Annotated in this window: 14 protein-coding genes and 1 pseudogene; 10 read left to right on the forward strand and 5 right to left on the reverse strand. The window is 66.2% G+C overall.

Annotated elements, in window-relative coordinates; all coding sequences use genetic code 11:
* Positions 1 to 44: 44 nt before the first annotated feature.
* The 4 genes and pseudogenes from ABDV69_RS13365 to aspA form a co-directional block, all read right to left on the reverse strand.
* Positions 45 to 899: a sugar nucleotide-binding protein gene (locus ABDV69_RS13365; RefSeq protein WP_343575076.1), complete on the reverse strand. Its 855-nt coding sequence runs from the start codon at positions 897 to 899 to the stop codon at positions 45 to 47.
* 6 nt (positions 900 to 905) lie between these two features.
* Complete coding sequence (locus tag ABDV69_RS13370; RefSeq protein ID WP_343575078.1) at positions 906 to 1,718, reverse strand: HAD-IIB family hydrolase; 813 nt, start codon at positions 1,716 to 1,718, stop codon at positions 906 to 908.
* Between the two features lie 22 nt (positions 1,719 to 1,740).
* The gene (locus ABDV69_RS13375; RefSeq protein ID WP_343575080.1) at positions 1,741 to 3,255 is read right to left on the reverse strand and encodes a hypothetical protein; all 1,515 of its coding nucleotides are present in this window, start codon (positions 3,253 to 3,255) and stop codon (positions 1,741 to 1,743) included.
* A 264-nt stretch (positions 3,256 to 3,519) separates the two neighbouring features.
* Positions 3,520 to 3,698, reverse strand: a pseudogene (gene aspA / locus ABDV69_RS13380) (aspartate ammonia-lyase); the annotation flags it as partial.
* A 57-nt stretch (positions 3,699 to 3,755) separates the two neighbouring features.
* On the opposite strand from aspA, the gene ABDV69_RS13385 reads away from it, so the two are divergent.
* The 6 genes from ABDV69_RS13385 to ABDV69_RS13410 all read left to right on the forward strand — a co-directional run bounded on the left by ABDV69_RS13385 (position 3,756) and on the right by ABDV69_RS13410 (position 9,801).
* Positions 3,756 to 3,866 carry an AbrB/MazE/SpoVT family DNA-binding domain-containing protein gene (locus ABDV69_RS13385; RefSeq protein WP_343575145.1) on the forward strand — a complete coding sequence of 37 codons (111 nt, stop codon included), beginning with the start codon at positions 3,756 to 3,758 and terminating at the stop codon, positions 3,864 to 3,866.
* Between the two features lie 790 nt (positions 3,867 to 4,656).
* On the forward strand, positions 4,657 to 6,801 hold the full coding sequence (gene recA / locus ABDV69_RS13390) for an intein-containing recombinase RecA (protein WP_343575082.1): 2,145 nt from the start codon (positions 4,657 to 4,659) through the stop codon (positions 6,799 to 6,801).
* Positions 6,767 to 7,294 (forward strand): recombination regulator RecX, encoded by a 528-nt coding sequence (recX, locus tag ABDV69_RS13395; protein WP_343575084.1) that lies wholly within the window; start codon positions 6,767 to 6,769, stop codon positions 7,292 to 7,294. Before recA ends, recX begins: the two co-directional genes overlap by 35 nt.
* Before the next feature lie 85 nt (positions 7,295 to 7,379).
* A complete protein-coding gene (locus ABDV69_RS13400) occupies positions 7,380 to 7,520 on the forward strand; it encodes a type II toxin-antitoxin system VapB family antitoxin (protein ID WP_343575086.1) in 141 nt (46 codons plus the stop codon).
* Between the two features lie 173 nt (positions 7,521 to 7,693).
* Positions 7,694 to 9,202 carry a tRNA (N6-isopentenyl adenosine(37)-C2)-methylthiotransferase MiaB gene (miaB, locus tag ABDV69_RS13405; protein ID WP_343575148.1) on the forward strand — a complete coding sequence of 503 codons (1,509 nt, stop codon included), beginning with the start codon at positions 7,694 to 7,696 and terminating at the stop codon, positions 9,200 to 9,202.
* Positions 9,199 to 9,801, forward strand: a complete 603-nt coding sequence (locus tag ABDV69_RS13410; protein ID WP_343575087.1) for a hypothetical protein — start codon at positions 9,199 to 9,201, stop codon at positions 9,799 to 9,801. The genes miaB and ABDV69_RS13410 overlap by 4 nt, the downstream gene beginning before the upstream one ends.
* Here the strand turns inward: ABDV69_RS13410 and ABDV69_RS13415 are convergent.
* Positions 9,798 to 11,129, reverse strand: coding sequence for a DUF349 domain-containing protein (locus ABDV69_RS13415; protein ID WP_343575089.1), 1,332 nt, complete (start codon positions 11,127 to 11,129; stop codon positions 9,798 to 9,800). The two genes, ABDV69_RS13410 and ABDV69_RS13415, sit on opposite strands and share 4 nt — an antisense overlap.
* A 249-nt stretch (positions 11,130 to 11,378) precedes the next feature.
* Between ABDV69_RS13415 and ABDV69_RS13420 the strand changes: the two genes are divergently transcribed.
* The 4 genes from ABDV69_RS13420 to miaA all read left to right on the forward strand — a co-directional run bounded on the left by ABDV69_RS13420 (position 11,379) and on the right by miaA (position 14,876).
* Positions 11,379 to 12,293 (forward strand): DMT family transporter, encoded by a 915-nt coding sequence (locus tag ABDV69_RS13420; protein ID WP_343575092.1) that lies wholly within the window; start codon positions 11,379 to 11,381, stop codon positions 12,291 to 12,293.
* Between the two features lie 79 nt (positions 12,294 to 12,372).
* Positions 12,373 to 13,272, forward strand: coding sequence for a DMT family transporter (locus ABDV69_RS13425; protein WP_343575095.1), 900 nt, complete (start codon positions 12,373 to 12,375; stop codon positions 13,270 to 13,272).
* Positions 13,273 to 13,281: 9 nt separating this feature from the next.
* Positions 13,282 to 13,968 (forward strand): hypothetical protein, encoded by a 687-nt coding sequence (locus tag ABDV69_RS13430; protein WP_343575097.1) that lies wholly within the window; start codon positions 13,282 to 13,284, stop codon positions 13,966 to 13,968.
* Complete coding sequence (gene miaA, locus ABDV69_RS13435) at positions 13,965 to 14,876, forward strand: tRNA (adenosine(37)-N6)-dimethylallyltransferase MiaA (protein ID WP_343575098.1); 912 nt, start codon at positions 13,965 to 13,967, stop codon at positions 14,874 to 14,876. The genes ABDV69_RS13430 and miaA overlap by 4 nt, the downstream gene beginning before the upstream one ends.
* Positions 14,877 to 14,883 lie beyond the last annotated feature (7 nt).

The following is a 14,883-nucleotide window of genomic DNA, read 5'->3' on the forward strand; positions in this document are numbered from 1 at the left end:
CTTGCTCACGATTCAGTAACCTACCGGTGCAAGTCGCGTGATCACTAAAGATCACTCACCCGCAACGGTTCGGACAGCTCGACAACCCGGGCCCGGGTGGCCTCCCACAATGTGCCCGCCGGGGCGCACATCTCCGGACGGCGACTGGCCAGCTCGACGTCGGCCGGCCTGGCCGCCAACGGACTTCCGGTCGCCGTCGCCGGCGATACCGGCCTGCCGAGTAGTCCGGCGATGTAGCAGGCCCACTCGATTTTCGTCACCGAGTCGACGCCGACGGCATGATAGATTCCGCACCGGGCGCCGGTCGAGACGATCATGGCCGTCACTGTCACGACGTGCCGCAGCGGAATCGGGTATCGGCGCCGGTCATCACGGGCCAGTGGGGTTCTCTGGACGACGGCGCGAACGAGGTCGCTGACGGTGTCCCGGCCGTTGCCGAACAGCAGCGGTAGCCGAATCACCACGTTGTCGCCGCGGCCCAACACCAGCTGTTCAGCCTCGGCTTTGTGCTGGCCGTAGACCTGCAGCGGCGACACCGGCGCGTCTTCGAAGTATCGGCCGGGCTCCCCGAATACGTAGTCCGACGAGTAGTAGATCACCCGACAACCGATCCGGGCTGCCGCCTCGGTCACCTGGACCGCGCCAGCCACGTTGACGTCGTGGGACGCCGACGGATCCCGTTCGCAGCGGTCCGGGTCGGCCATCGCGGCGGCGTATACGACGACGCGCGGATCGGTCGCCTCGATGCAGGCGGTCAGCGCTGCGTGGTCGCGAACATCGACATGGTGCCGGGACACACCACGCACGGACAGACCGAATCCGGGCAGCAGCCGCGCCAAGACCTCGCCGAGGCGCCCACCGGCCCCCAGCACCAGCACATCCGCAGCGTTCGCAGGCATCGCCGATCAGCCCACTGCCGTGATCCGGTCCACCCAGGCGGCCAGCGCGCCCGACCCCGGACCGCCTATCAGCTCGCGCGCTGCCTCCTTCGCCCGGGCACTCGCCGCACCCACCGCCACGCCGTAGCCGACCAGCGCCAACATCGAGGCGTCCGAGTCGCTGTCGCCGAACGCCACCACTGCGTCTGGCGAGATGTCGAGGTGATGGCAGAGTTCCCGCACCGCCCGCGCCTTGTCGACACCGCCGGCCTGAATGTCACAGCAATCCCAGCCGGCCGACATCGCCACCAGGCCGTCGGATCCGCTCACCGCGGCCACCAGTTCGTTGCAAGCGGCTTCGCCACCCCGGCACATGACCTTCAGGACGGCATCGCCTGCCAAGTCCGACAGGTCGGCGGCAACCGACCGCGAGTCGGCCGCCAGGCCCGTCGCCTTCTCTTCGTGGTCGATCGACGCCGTCGGCCCGACCGCCAGCCAGTGATCCGGGCGGTACACGTTCACCAGGCCACCGGCGTCGGCGAACCGGTGCAGCAGCTCGGCGAGACGCGCATTCATCACGAAGGTCTCCGCGACCAGCCGCCGCCCGCCGGCGGAGACGGCCACTGCGCCGTTGAATCCGATCAGGTGCGCCGCGACCGCCACTCGCTGCGCGAGCAAGTCCACCGACGCGATCGGTCTCGAACTAGCGAATGCGATCTGAAGCTGGCGCTGCTGCAGGTCGCGCAGCGCCCGAACGGTCACCTCGGAGATCGGGTTGTCGGTGTCGAGCAGGGTACCGTCGATGTCGAAGACGACGAGTTGAGCGTGGACATCACGCATGCTTCCGGCCCGCCGAATCCCGCTAGCCGTCGAGTCGCCACTTGTTGCGGGTGACGTCGTCGATGCGGCGCAGCCCGCGCTGGTGGGCCTCTTCGGAGGGATCCGGTTTGATGCAGAGCTCATTCAGCACATCGGCCAGCAGCACGGCACCGGTGGCGTAGATCGCGACCGCGACATTCGGCGACGCGTCCGGGTGGATGTGGAACGGCATGTCCGAGCAGAAGTGCATGGCTTCGTTGAAGTTGATCCGCGGGTTGGACTGGGCGCTGTCGATCTGCAGGATATCGCCGATCACCCCCTCCATCACCTGGCTCAGCTGGTTGTACACCCCTTCCAGGTGCGGCGAGTTCAGGCTAAGTTCCATCACCGCGGTATCGCCGTCGACGTGAAGGCTGACTTCGTGGCGGCCCTCGTGCAGCAGGTCGTAGTGGCCGTGGTAGCTGTGCGACAGCTTGCCCAGGTCGTAATAAATGTCGCAGGCGGGATAGCCGCGCGGATCGACCAGCCAGAATCTCTCCGAATCCTGGTCGTACAGAATGTTCTCCAGGTGCAGGTCGCCGTGGATGTGCGGCGACACACCGGGCGGCGTCAGGTCGGCGACGGCCCGGCGGTCGCGCTCCAGCTGGTACAGCATGGCCGGGATGTTCGATATCACCCGACCATTGATCTGCAGTCGGCGACTGTGGATCAGCGGCGCGAAGTCCGGATCCAGGTCGATAGTCACCGCGAGACGATGCCAGGCCCGGTCGAAGTGGTGGTCCTGGAGGTAGCCCGCCGGTGTCTCGGTCAGATGTTTCAGATATGCGTGGTTGTGCTCGTAGTCGAGCACCCGCTTGAGCACCGAGGCGGCGTGCGCGGGGGTGACCTGCAGGTTCAGTAACAGGTCGCGAAGGTTGGGGTGGGCGACGTACTCCAGGCCCAGCTGCACCGAATCCTCGGCGGTGCGAGAGAACAGCACCTCCGGGTAGCGATCGCTCAGCGAGGCCGGTAGCCGTTCGTAGAAACGAGCCTCGTCGCGTAGTTTCAGCGAGCCGCGGTGGTGCGCTTGCTTGCGGAAATACGACTGAACGCCCGATTTGGCGAACGATCCGCCCACCCGGATCGCGTCGTTGGCGATGATGTCTTCGAGTGTGTACCGATGCAGGTCTTTGACCTCCACCAGCTTGCGCACCTCGTCCTCGAAGTCCCCGGTGTTGTGGTAGTTCATCTGGAGCAGATCGGCGGATGCCAGCCGGGCGGCGACGATCCGCCCGCCGTCACTCAGGTTCCAGACGACGAAATGCGACGGGGTGCGTACCGAGCGCACCGTCAGCAGCCGGGCCACCGCCGGCGTCAGCTGCCGGCCTGAACAGATCACGATCACGTCATCCTCGGCGGGGCGGTCGTCCAGCAGCTCGTTGAGGTCGTCGTCGGCACGCAGGTTGATCACGTCATCGACGCCATACCGTTGCAGCTGCGTACGAACATATTCGATCAGATCGTCGGGGACGTCGTCAGAATGTGCACGCTGCCAGGCGTCGACGATTATTCCGTGCATGGCGCGGGTATGACTATGCCCGCTCGCGGCTGGCCGTTGCGGCGACAGCGTGGTCAAGGATGGGCCTTTCCGCTCTGGCAGATACCTCGCACCCGAAGATCGCACGAGCCGTTCGTACGCCGAGCAGGCGATGAAGGTGGTCGAACCGCTGCGCAGGTGTCACCTGCCGGGCGCGACGTGACCGTGCCAATATAGCCCAGCCCGCTGGATGCGCCGACCAGCTCAGCGCGCCGTGCCGGGTGGATGCGACTGAAGTGAGCTAGATCACTTCAGAACCGATTTTTGACCCAGCACGTCTAGCCGCTTGTTGAGTTCGGCCGTGGAGAGCTTGTCGCCGATCAGGCCGCGGTCGATGGCCGTCTGCATTCTTCGAGGGCTTTCGTGGCCACCGCGGCAACCTCCTCGTAGCCGATCGCCGAGTTCGGCGGCGTCATGATCGACGGTCCCCTTGCCTAGCCGCCTATCCTTACTTCCACGCAGCAGTAAGGAGTTTGTGATGGATCCCGAAGGCGGTACGGGATGCGCTCGGTCTCGAGGAGGGCGACGAGGTTATCTTCCGCGTGGAAGGCAATCGAGCTGTGCCGGCGCGGACGCCTGACCGCGCTTATTGACACGAACGTCCTCGTCCGGCATCTCACCGGCGACCCGCCGGAGATGGCGGCCCGCGCGACCGCTTACCTGGGGCCCGCGCGACAGTTACTACTGACCGACCTCATCGCGGCGGAGACGGTGTACGTGTTGGAGTCCTGCTACCAGGCGCCCCGCGGCCAAGTTTGCCGAAGCGCTGAGATCGCTCATCGCATTCGACTCCATTGTCTGCGTTGACCCGGCACTTATTTCGCGTGCGATCGAGGTCTAAGAGACTGACCGGATTGACTTCGCGGAGGCATATCTCGTCGCATGCGCCGAGAGCACCGGGGTCAGCAAGATAGCGTCTTTCGACCGGTACATCGACCGCATCAACACGATCGAACGGATTGAACCGCCGCCGGTTTGATTCGCGCTAACCCGGCAGCGATCTCCAGGGCAACGACACGGTCGCCCTTCTCAACGCTATTGGCGAACTGCGTTGCCGATTCGCAGCGCAGGCACCAGAATGCCGCGCGGGCACGCGAGATCCAGACATCGGGCCGCGGTGGGCCGCTCGATACCGTCGATTCACGCCGCGGCGGCGCACTGGGCGGAAGGGAGTTCCGCAACCTGCCTACCACGAATGTCGCTCTGCTTTTCGACGGTAGTGCGGCGCGCCTCCTTGTCATCGAACACACGTTCGCATACTGTGGCCGGTGTTCGACGGCGAAACGACTCGTCAGCCAACTTGTCAGACCCCGCCTTTAACGTTGCGGCCAACTGATCGACAACCGATCAAGCCGAACAACGACTACACCGAGAGGTAGCACCATGGCACAAGTCCCAGACCGCGAAAAGGCACTCGAACTGGCGTTGGCCCAAATCGAGAAGAGTCACGGCAAAGGTTCGGTGATGCGCCTCGGTGACGAAGTGCGCCAACCGATCTCCGTCATCCCGACCGGATCGATCGCGCTGGACGTGGCGTTGGGCATTGGCGGCCTGCCCCGTGGCAGGATCGTGGAGATTTACGGCCCGGAGTCCTCGGGTAAGACCACGGTCGCACTGCACGCAGTGGCCAACGCCCAAGCCGCCGGCGGCATCGCGGCGTTCATCGACGCCGAGCACGCGCTGGATCCCGACTACGCCGCCAAGCTGGGCGTGGATACCGATTCGCTGCTGGTCAGCCAGCCGGACACCGGTGAGCAGGCCCTCGAGATCGCCGACATGCTGATCCGCTCGGGTGCACTCGACATCCTGGTCATCGACTCGGTGGCCGCACTGGTGCCGCGCGCCGAGATCGAAGGCGAGATGGGCGACAGCCATGTCGGACTGCAGGCCCGGCTAATGAGTCAGGCGTTGCGAAAAATCACCGGCGCACTGAGCAATTCGGGAACCACGGCGATCTTCATCAACCAGCTCCGCGAGAAGATCGGAGTGATGTTCGGGTGCATGAGCTATGCCACTCGAGTCACCCTTGCCGATGGCACCACCGAAAAGATTGGCAAGATCGTCAATCAAAAGATGGACGTTGAGGTGCTGTCCTACGACCCGGCCACTGATCAGATTGTGCCCCGCAAGGTGGTGAACTGGTTCAACAACGGACCGACCGAGCAGTTTCTGCAATTTACCGTCGAGAAGTCAAGCGGGAATGGCAAATCGCAGTTTGCGGCGACACCCAACCACCTCGTTCGCACACCCGCCGGCTGGACTGAAGCCGGTAACCTCAACACGGGGGATCTGGTGCTTGCGACCGAACCCCATCTGCTCAGCGACCAGCAGTTCCAGGTTGTGCTTGGCTCGCTGATGGGTGATGGGAACCTCTCGCCCAATCGGCGTGACCGTAACGGTGTTCGCTTCCGGCTGGGACACGACGCTGAGCAACTGGAGTACCTGAAGTGGAAGACGGCATTAATGGGCAATATCCGGCATGCAGTGCGAGAGAACGCCAAAGGCGCCAGCTTTGTCGACTTCACCCCGCTGCCAGAGCTCGCCGAGTTGCAGCGCGCGGTGTATCTCGGAGACGGCAAGAAGTTCCTCTCCGAGGAGTATCTCAAAGCGCTGACGCCGCTGGCCCTGGCCATCTGGTATATGGACGACGGCTCATTCAGTCTGCGCTCCAAGGGATTACAGGAACGTACCACAGGCGGCAGCGGGCGCATTGAGATCTGCGTCGAGGCCATGAGTGATGGCACGAGGGTGCGGTTGCGCGACTATCTACGCGACACTCAGAAGTTAGATGTTCGTCTGCGTTCTGCCGGCTCGGCCGGTAAGGCGGTGCTGGTATTCTCTACGGCAGCGACAGCGAAGTTCCAACAGCTGGTGGCACCTCACATGGCACCGTCCATGGAATACAAGCTTTTGCCGCGATTCCGCGGTCAAGGCATGGTAATTCCGCAGTTCGTCGAACCATCGCAGCGGTTGGTGCCGGCTCGGGTGCTGGATGTGCATATCAAACCGCACACCCGGTCGATGAATCGCTTCGATATCGAGGTCGAGGGCAACCACAACTATTTTGTCGATGGAGTGATGGTGCACAACTCACCCGAAACGACCACGGGTGGAAAGGCTTTGAAGTTCTACGCCTCAGTTCGGTTGGACGTCAGACGGATTGAAACGCTCAAGGACGGCACCGATGCGGTCGGTAACCGTACCCGGGTCAAGGTCGTCAAGAACAAGGTGTCACCGCCCTTCAAACAAGCCGAGTTCGACATCCTCTACGGCCGGGGCATCAGCAGGGAGGGCTCGCTGATCGACATGGGGGTAGACCATGGCTTCGTCCGTAAGGCCGGTTCGTGGTTCACCTACGAGGGCGAGCAGCTGGGGCAGGGCAAGGAGAACGCCCGCAACTTCCTGATGGAGAACGTCGACGTGGCCAACGAGATCGAGAAGAAGATCAAGGAAAAGCTCGGTATCGGTGCGGTAGTGACGGACGACCCGGCGCATGACAGCGTCTTGCCCGCCCCCGTCGACTTCTGAGCCATCTCGCGAGGAGCAGGCGCGGGCGTTGTGCCTGCGCCTGCTCACCGCGAGGGCACGCAGCCGTGCCGAGTTAGCCGGCCAACTGACCAAGCGCGGGTACCCCGACGATGTCAGCATCCGGGTGCTCGATCGGCTCACCGAGGTCGGGTTATTGGACGACACCGACTTCGCCGAGCAGTGGGTGCACTCACGGCTGGCCAACGCGGGAAAAGGCAAGCGCGCGTTAGCTGCCGAGCTGAAGATCAAAGGCATCGACAAAGACGTGATCACGTCGGTGCTCGGCGGCATCAATCCCGCGGCCGAGCGCGGACGCGCCGAAGAGCTGGTTCGCAGGAAGTTGCGGCGGGAGAACCTCGGCGACGAGGCCGCCGACGCCAAGGTGACCCGTCGACTGGTAGGGATGCTCGCGCGTCGCGGTTTCAGCCAGGGCATGGCCCTCGACGTGGTCAGCGTCGAGTTGGCCGGCGAACGCGAGCGCAGGCGCGTCTAAGTGGGCGTCAACGCGGGAAGTCGCGACGAGCGTGATGTTGGCGTTACGTCCACAGCGCATATATCGCCAACATAGGAGGGTTTTCATGTCGGTCACGCACATCGACCTCGATGACGAAGCGCTGGCCGCGGTTATGCGGATCGCCGGCGTGCACACCAAGAAAGAAGCCATGAATCTCGCGATGCGCGACTACGTTGCGACCACCTGTGAACAAACCGTCTACTGACTCCTCGTATGACCGAATCGGTCGGGGTTACGCGCGGGACTCGAGCGTCTGCGCCACGACCTCGACACCGGGGCTTGGCAAACCCGCCATCACACTCTGCTGGGTCTGGATGCGATCGACGCCGGCCTGCGCCTCATCGTGCGCGACCGCCGTACCATGGGCCAGTGACTTCGATGATGACCTCCGACGCGGCTTCGCGGCGGTCGACACAACGTACCTACGAGGTCCGCACGTTCGGATGCCAGATGAACGTCCACGATTCGGAACGGCTGGCGGGTCTGCTCGAAGCGGCCGGCTACCGGCGAGCGCCCGACGGCGACGAGGCGGACGTGGTGGTGTTCAACACCTGCGCGGTGCGCGAGAACGCCGACAACAAGCTGTACGGAAACCTCAGCCACCTGGCCCCACGCAAGCGAAGCAACCCCGACTTTCAGATCGCCGTCGGCGGATGCCTGGCCCAGAAGGACAAAGACGCGGTGCTCCGCAAGGCGCCGTGGGTCGACGTCGTGTTCGGCACCCACAACATCGGGTCGTTGCCCACGCTGCTCGCACGGGCCCGCCACAACAGGGTCGCCCAGGTGGAGATCGCCGAGGCGCTGCAGGAGTTCCCCTCGGCGCTACCGGCGGCCCGCGAATCCGCTTATGCTGCTTGGGTTTCCATCTCGGTCGGGTGCAACAACAGCTGCACGTTCTGCATCGTGCCGTCACTGCGGGGCAAAGAACTGGACCGCAGCCCCGGCGACATCCTGGCCGAGGTGCGCTCGCTGGTGGACGGCGGTGTGCTGGAAGTCACGCTGCTGGGCCAAAACGTCAATGCCTACGGGGTGTCGTTTGCCGATCCGCAACTACCGCGCAACCGCGGCGCCTTCGCCGAACTGCTGGCCGAATGCGGACGCATCGACGGACTGGAACGGGTGCGGTTCACGTCGCCGCATCCGGCCGAGTTCACCGACGACGTCATCGAAGCAATGGCCCAGACACACAACGTCTGCCCGGCGCTGCACATGCCGCTGCAGTCCGGGTCGGACCGGATGCTGCGAGCGATGCGCAGGTCGTATCGCGCCGAGCGCTACCTCGGCATCATCGAGCGGGTGCGTGCGGCCATGCCGCACGCCGCGATCACCACCGACGTGATCGTCGGGTTTCCCGGCGAAACCGAAGAGGACTTCACCGCCACGCTGGAGGTGGTCCGGCAGGCCCGCTTCGCCAACGCCTTCACCTTCCAGTACTCCAAGCGCCCCGGTACCCCCGCGGCCGAACTCGACGATCAGGTGCCGAAAGTCGTCGTGCAGGAGCGCTATGACCGACTGATCGCACTGCAGGACCGGATCGCGTTGGACGAAAATCGCGACCGGATCGGCCGGACGGTCGAATTGCTGGTGGCCACCGGAGAAGGCCGCAAAGACAGCAGCACCGCGCGGATGAGCGGGCGCGCGCGCGACGGGAGGCTGGTGCATTTCACGCCGGGCGAGCAACGGGTGCGCCCAGGCGACGTCGTCACCACGACGATCACCCGCGCCGCTCCACATCACCTGATCGCCGACGGCGACGTCCTGAGCCACCGCCGCACCCGCGCCGGCGACGCACACGCCGCCAGTCAACGTCGGAGACCATTGAGCCTGGGTATACCCGCGGTCGGACAACCCGCCGCCGCAGTAGAGCCAGTGGGGTGCACGCGATGAGCGGCAACGGGGCGGAATTCGACGCCTTCCGCGACGACATCGAGGCGGCCGAACGGCGTATCGCCCGCGAAATCGACCCGGGCGCAAGGGCTTTAGTTGTCGCCGTCTTGGTGTTCGTGCTCATCGGATCGTTCGTCTTGCCGCACACCGGCGATGTGCGCGGGTGGGATGTGTTGTTCTCCACCCATGGTGCCGGCAAAGCGGCGATAGCCTTGCCGTCACGCGTATTCAGTTGGTTGACATTGGTTTTCGGCGTCGGTTGCTCGATGCTTGCGCTGCTGACCCGGCGCTGGGCACTGGCCTGGGTTGCGCTGGCGGGCTCCGCGGTAGCCAGCGCCGCTGGGCTGCTGGCGATCTGGTCGCGGCAGACGGTGGCATCCGGGCATCCGGGTCCTGGCATCGGGCTGATCGTGGCCTGGATCGCGATCATATTGTTGACGTTCCACTGGGCGCGGGTGGTGTGGTCGCGCACGATCGTGCAACTCGCCGCCGAGGAACAACGGCGTCAATCCGCAGCGCAGCGGCAAGCGCGGACGCTCCTGGAAGCCCTCGATGAGCCGCAGCCGCCCAAGCCCAACGGCAAGGCGGATTCGAGCTAACGCCTGCGGGTCAGCGCATCTGCTGCCGCGTCAGCCCACTGCCGCCACTGTTCGGCGTTGGCTCTGGCCTCTTCGGCTTCCTTGCTGCGGCCCGCCGCGTCGGCCTTCTGCGCCTGGCGTTCGTACTGTTCGGCGCGCTCGCGGAACTGGTCGGCACGGGCCTGCGCCTCCGGGTCAGGTCCGGACACCTCGGCGGCGTCGCGCACCCTTTTCTCGACAGCGCGCAAGCGTCGCTCGAGTTCGGTCGACTTTTCCCGAGGAACCTTGCCGATCGCGTCCCACTTGTCGCCGATGGCCCGCAGCGTCGCCGCGGCCGCCTGGTGGTTGCTCATGTCGATTTTCTCCGCCTCGGACAGCAGCGCCTCTTTGGCGGTGACGTTCGCATTGAATTCGGCGTCCCGCTCGGCGGTGGTGGCGTTGCGGGCCTTGAAGAAGGTGTCCTGCGCTCCTTTGAAGCGCGCCCACAGCGCGTCGTCGACGTCGCGCGCCGCGCGCCCGGCGGCCTTCCAGTCGACGAGGAGTTTGCGGAATTCGGCGCTGGTGGGGCCCCAATCCGTCGAGTCGGCAAGCGCTTCGGCCTTGACGCAGAGCTTCTCCTTGGCCTCGCGGGCACAAGCCCGCTCACGGTCCAATTCCGCGAAATGCGATCCGCGCCGCCGGTTGAAGGTCTCGCGCGCCGCCGAATAACGCTTCCACAGCGCTTCATCGGTCTTGCGGTCCAACCCGGTGATCGTCTTCCATTCGTCGAGAATCGTGCGCAGTCGGTCGCCGGCGGCCTTCCACTGCGTCGAGGTGTTGGCCAACTCCTCGGCCTCGGCTGCCAAGGCATCCTTGCGTGCGGTCTGGGCGGCGCGATGCAGGTCGCGACGAGTTCGGTCGGCCGCGGCGGCTTCGCTGGCATGCTCAGCGATGGCGGTGAGACGAACGGCCAGAGCGTCGACATCGCCGAGGACGTGGGCGCTCGGCAGCATCTCGGCCAGCGCTGCGGCTGTGGCTTTGATCTTGCGGGGATCGCCGGTGCCGGCGGTCAGGCGCTCCTCGAGCAGCGTGATTTCGGTGCTGAGGTCGTCGAATCGCCGCCCGAAATGGGCGAATGCCGCTTCGGTATCACCGGCCTGCCAGGAGCCGATGACACGCTCACCGGCCGAGCTGATCAGCCACACCGTTCCGTCGTCGTCGACACGACCGAACTTGTGCGGATCGCTGACCGGCGCTGACACCACCGGGTGAGCAGGGGGATGTGGGGTCGGCTTGGGACCTGGCCGCGGTCCCGGCCTCGGCGTAGGTCTCCGTTCCCGGGATTCACTGTGTGGCTCGTCAGCCGTCATGAACTGCCGTCACCTACCCTCCGTGCGGTTATTGACCGCACACCTGCCGCGCACAGCGGCGCCGTCGACACGAGGTACACACGTCTGTACCCCCCAGTATTGAAGCAGCTTGTTGCGCGAAGCGTCCCGAGTTGGCGGCGCAGCCTTGGGGTTGGCTGAAATTTGGCAGGCGACGACGTGTAACCGGCGACGCGTCGGCCGCCGCCCTTAGGCTGATCGGCGAAACCTTGGATGAATGGGCGGCGAACGATGTCGAAAGCGGAATTGGCGGCGCTGATCGCGCTGTGCGCTGCTCTGGCATCCGCGATCGGCGACGTGATCCGTCAGCGCTCGGCTCAGGAGGTCACCGACAAGGAGGTCGGCCACCTCGAGCTGTTCTGGCTGTCGTTACGCGACCCGCGGTGGTGGATGGGCGGCATGGGTGCCGTCGCCAACTACAGCCTGCAGGCAGCCGCGCTCGCGTTGGGCTCAGTGCTGCTGGTGACGGCGCTGCAAGTGACCTCGCTGCTGTTCGCTCTACCGATTTATGCCCGCCTGGCGCATCACCGGGTGACCCGCTGGGAGTGGGCATGGGCGGTGTTGCTGGCCGGCGCGCTGGCGGTGCTGGTGACGGTCGGCGACCCCGGCGCCGGGACCGCGCGCGGTTCGATGCGTAGCTGGCTGGTGGTGGCCGCGGTGATGGTTCCGGTGCTGGTGTTGTGCGTGCTGGGCGCGCGGATCTGGGCCGGCACCACGGCCGCGCCCGTCCTGCTGGCAGTGGTGTCCGGATCGTCGTTGGCACTGTTCGCCGTGCTGACCAAAGGCGCCGTGGGGGCGGCGGCGGCGGGTGGCCTCGGGGCATTTCTGCGCGCACCCGAGTCCTACTGCCTGTTGCCGGCCGCGCTGTCCGGAATGGTCTTTCAGCAATCGGCATTTCGCGCCGGAGCGCTGACCGCGTCGCTGCCGACGGTGACTGTGGCGAAGCCGATGGTCGCCTCCGTGCTCGGTGTGCTGGTGCTGGGTGAGACGTTGAATGCCGGCGGCCCGCAGGTGTGGACGTTGCTTGCGACCGGGGTATTGGTGGTCATCGCGACGATCGCTCTGGCCCGCGGCGAGGCTTCGACCATGGCGGCGGGTCCCGGGCAGGACGTTGTCGTAGCTGGGAAAGAGCCGTCGAAACGGTAGCTGCGACGCCCGGCGACGAGTTTTTCACAGCGCATGTCAGTACGGTGGCGTGGAAGATGTGTGCGAGGAGGGATAGATCGTGCCGAAGGCAGAGCTTGCGGGGCTGTTGGCGCTGGCGGCCGCATTCGCGTCGGCGCTCGGGAATGTGGCGCGGCAGCGCTCCGCCCACCAGGTCGCCGAGGGGCGCGTCGGCTACCTGGCGTTGTTTGTCATGTCGTGGCGCAATCGGGACTGGCGGCTCGGCGCTCTCGCGGCGGTTGCCAATTACGGCTTGCAAGCCGCGGCGCTGAATTTCGGCTCGGTGATCCTGGTGACTGGATTGCAGGTGACGGCGTTGCTGTTCGCGTTGCCGCTCTACGCCCGCATGAGCGGAGCCACGGTGAGCCGGTGGGACTGGAGTTGGGCGGCGATATTGGCCGCGGCGCTGGCCGTCGTGGTCACGGTCGGGAACCCGGTGGCCGGACATTCCCGCGCATCGCTGCACACCTGGCTGGTGGTTGCCGCCATCGCCGGCCCGCTGGCTGCGCTGGGTCTGCTCGGAGCGCGGCTCTGGCCGGATGGAGCGATTGCCGCGGTGCTGCTGGCCGCGATCTCCGGTGCATCGCTGGCGCTGTTCGCGGTGCTGGTCAAGGGCGCGGTCGAGGTGGCCAAGGGCGGCATTCTGGCGGTCTTGGCCGCTCCTGAGCTATACACCTGCATCGGGGCCGCGGCCGCCGGGATGGTGCTTCAGCAGTCGGCGTATCGAGGTGGCCCGCTCAACGTCTCCATGCCGACGATGACAGTGGCCAAGCCGACGGTGGGTGTGCTGTTGGGAGTTTTCGTGCTGGGGGAGACCGTGCGCGCGGGTGACGAAACGGTGTTCATCCTCGGGGTCGGAATCGGGGTGATGGTGATTGCCACCGCGGCGCTCGCTCGCGGCGAGGCCGCGACGGTCGAATCCCACAGCGACACGCTCGCCGCTGTGGCGTCGACCGGTTAGTTTGATGGCGTGCTAGGCGCCATAGCGATCATTCCGTCAGCTCCGCTGCTGGTTCCCGAGCTGGTCGGCGCTGCCGCCGACGAGGTGGGGGAGTTGCGGGCGGCAACGGTTGCCGCGGCCGCGGCGCTGCCGCCGCGCTGGATCGTCGTCGGGGTGGGCGCCGCGGACAGTGTCGTCGGCCCAGAGCGGGTAGGCACGTTCGCGGGCTATGGCGCTGACGTTCTGGTGCGACTGTCTCCGCAGGCCGGCCGTCCGCCGGTGTCGATGCCGCTCTGTGCGCTGATCGGTGGCTGGACCAGGGCGCTGGCTCAGCCGGACGCTGTGGCGCAGGTTCGGGTCTACGCCGACCGTCACGACACCCCGGCCGCGGTCGAATTCGGTCGGCAGCTGCGCGGCGAGATCGACCAGTCGGCCGAGCCGACCGGGGTGTTGGTGGTCGCCGACGGCGCCAACACGCTGACCCCGGCCGCGCCCGGTGGGTATCGGCCCGGCGACGCCGATGTGCAGCGCACCTTGGATGACGCGCTGGCCTGCGGGGACGTCGCCGCGCTGACCCGGTTGCCCGCGCAGGTCGGGGGACGGGTCGCATTCGGCGTGCTGGCCGGGCTGGCCGAACCGGCACCCCGGTCGGCCAAGGAGCTCTACCGAGCGGCGCCCTATGGCGTCGGGTATTTCGCCGGCGTCTGGCAGCCGTGAGGCCGCTGGCCATCGTCGGGCCGACCGGATCCGGCAAATCGCAACTGGCCCTTGACGTTGCGGAGCGGCTCGGCGGGGAAGCCGAGATCGTCAACGCCGACGCGATGCAGTTCTACCGCGGCATGGACATCGGCACCGCGAAACTTCCCGTCGCGCAGCGTCACGGCATCCCACACCACCAACTCGACGTGCTCGACATCGCCACTACCGCGACTGTCGCGCGCTACCAACGGGACGCTGGCGCCGACATCGAGGCGATCGCCGCGCGGGGCAACGTTCCGGTCCTGGTCGGCGGTTCGATGCTGTACATCCAATCGCTACTCGACGACTGGTCGTTCCCGGCGACCGACCCCGCGGTGCGGGCGAAATGGGAACAGCGACTCGCCGAAGTCGGTACCAGCGCGCTGCACGCCGAACTCGCCGAGCGTGACCCGGCCGCCGCGGCATCGATCCTGTCCACCGACGGCCGGCGCGTCGTGCGCGCGCTGGAGGTGGGAGAGCTCACCGGCCAACCGTTCGCCGCGTCGGCGCCAGCCATCGGCACACCCCGCTGGGACACGGTGATCATCGGATTAGACTGCGAGACAGGGCTTCTCGACCAGCGACTCGCTCGACGCACCGACACGATGTTCGCCGAGGGGCTCATCGAGGAGGTGATCAGCCTGCTGGGCCGCGGCCTGCGCGACGGTGTGACAGCGTCGCGAGCGTTGGGCTACGCGCAGGTTCTCGACGACCTCGATGCCGGTGGTAGCGGCGCCGCCGCCCGGGGGCCGACGTTCATCGGCACCCGCCGCTACGTCCGGCGGCAGCGCTCCTGGTTTCGCCGCGACCACCGGATTCATTGGCTCGACGCCAGCGCCGAAGGCAACGCCGAGGCGGCGGTGCGGGCGTGGCGCCACGTATCCTGAGCAGGTG

The sequence above is a fragment of the Mycobacterium sp. genome (assembly GCF_039583785.1).
GTDB lineage: Bacteria > Actinomycetota > Actinomycetes > Mycobacteriales > Mycobacteriaceae > Mycobacterium.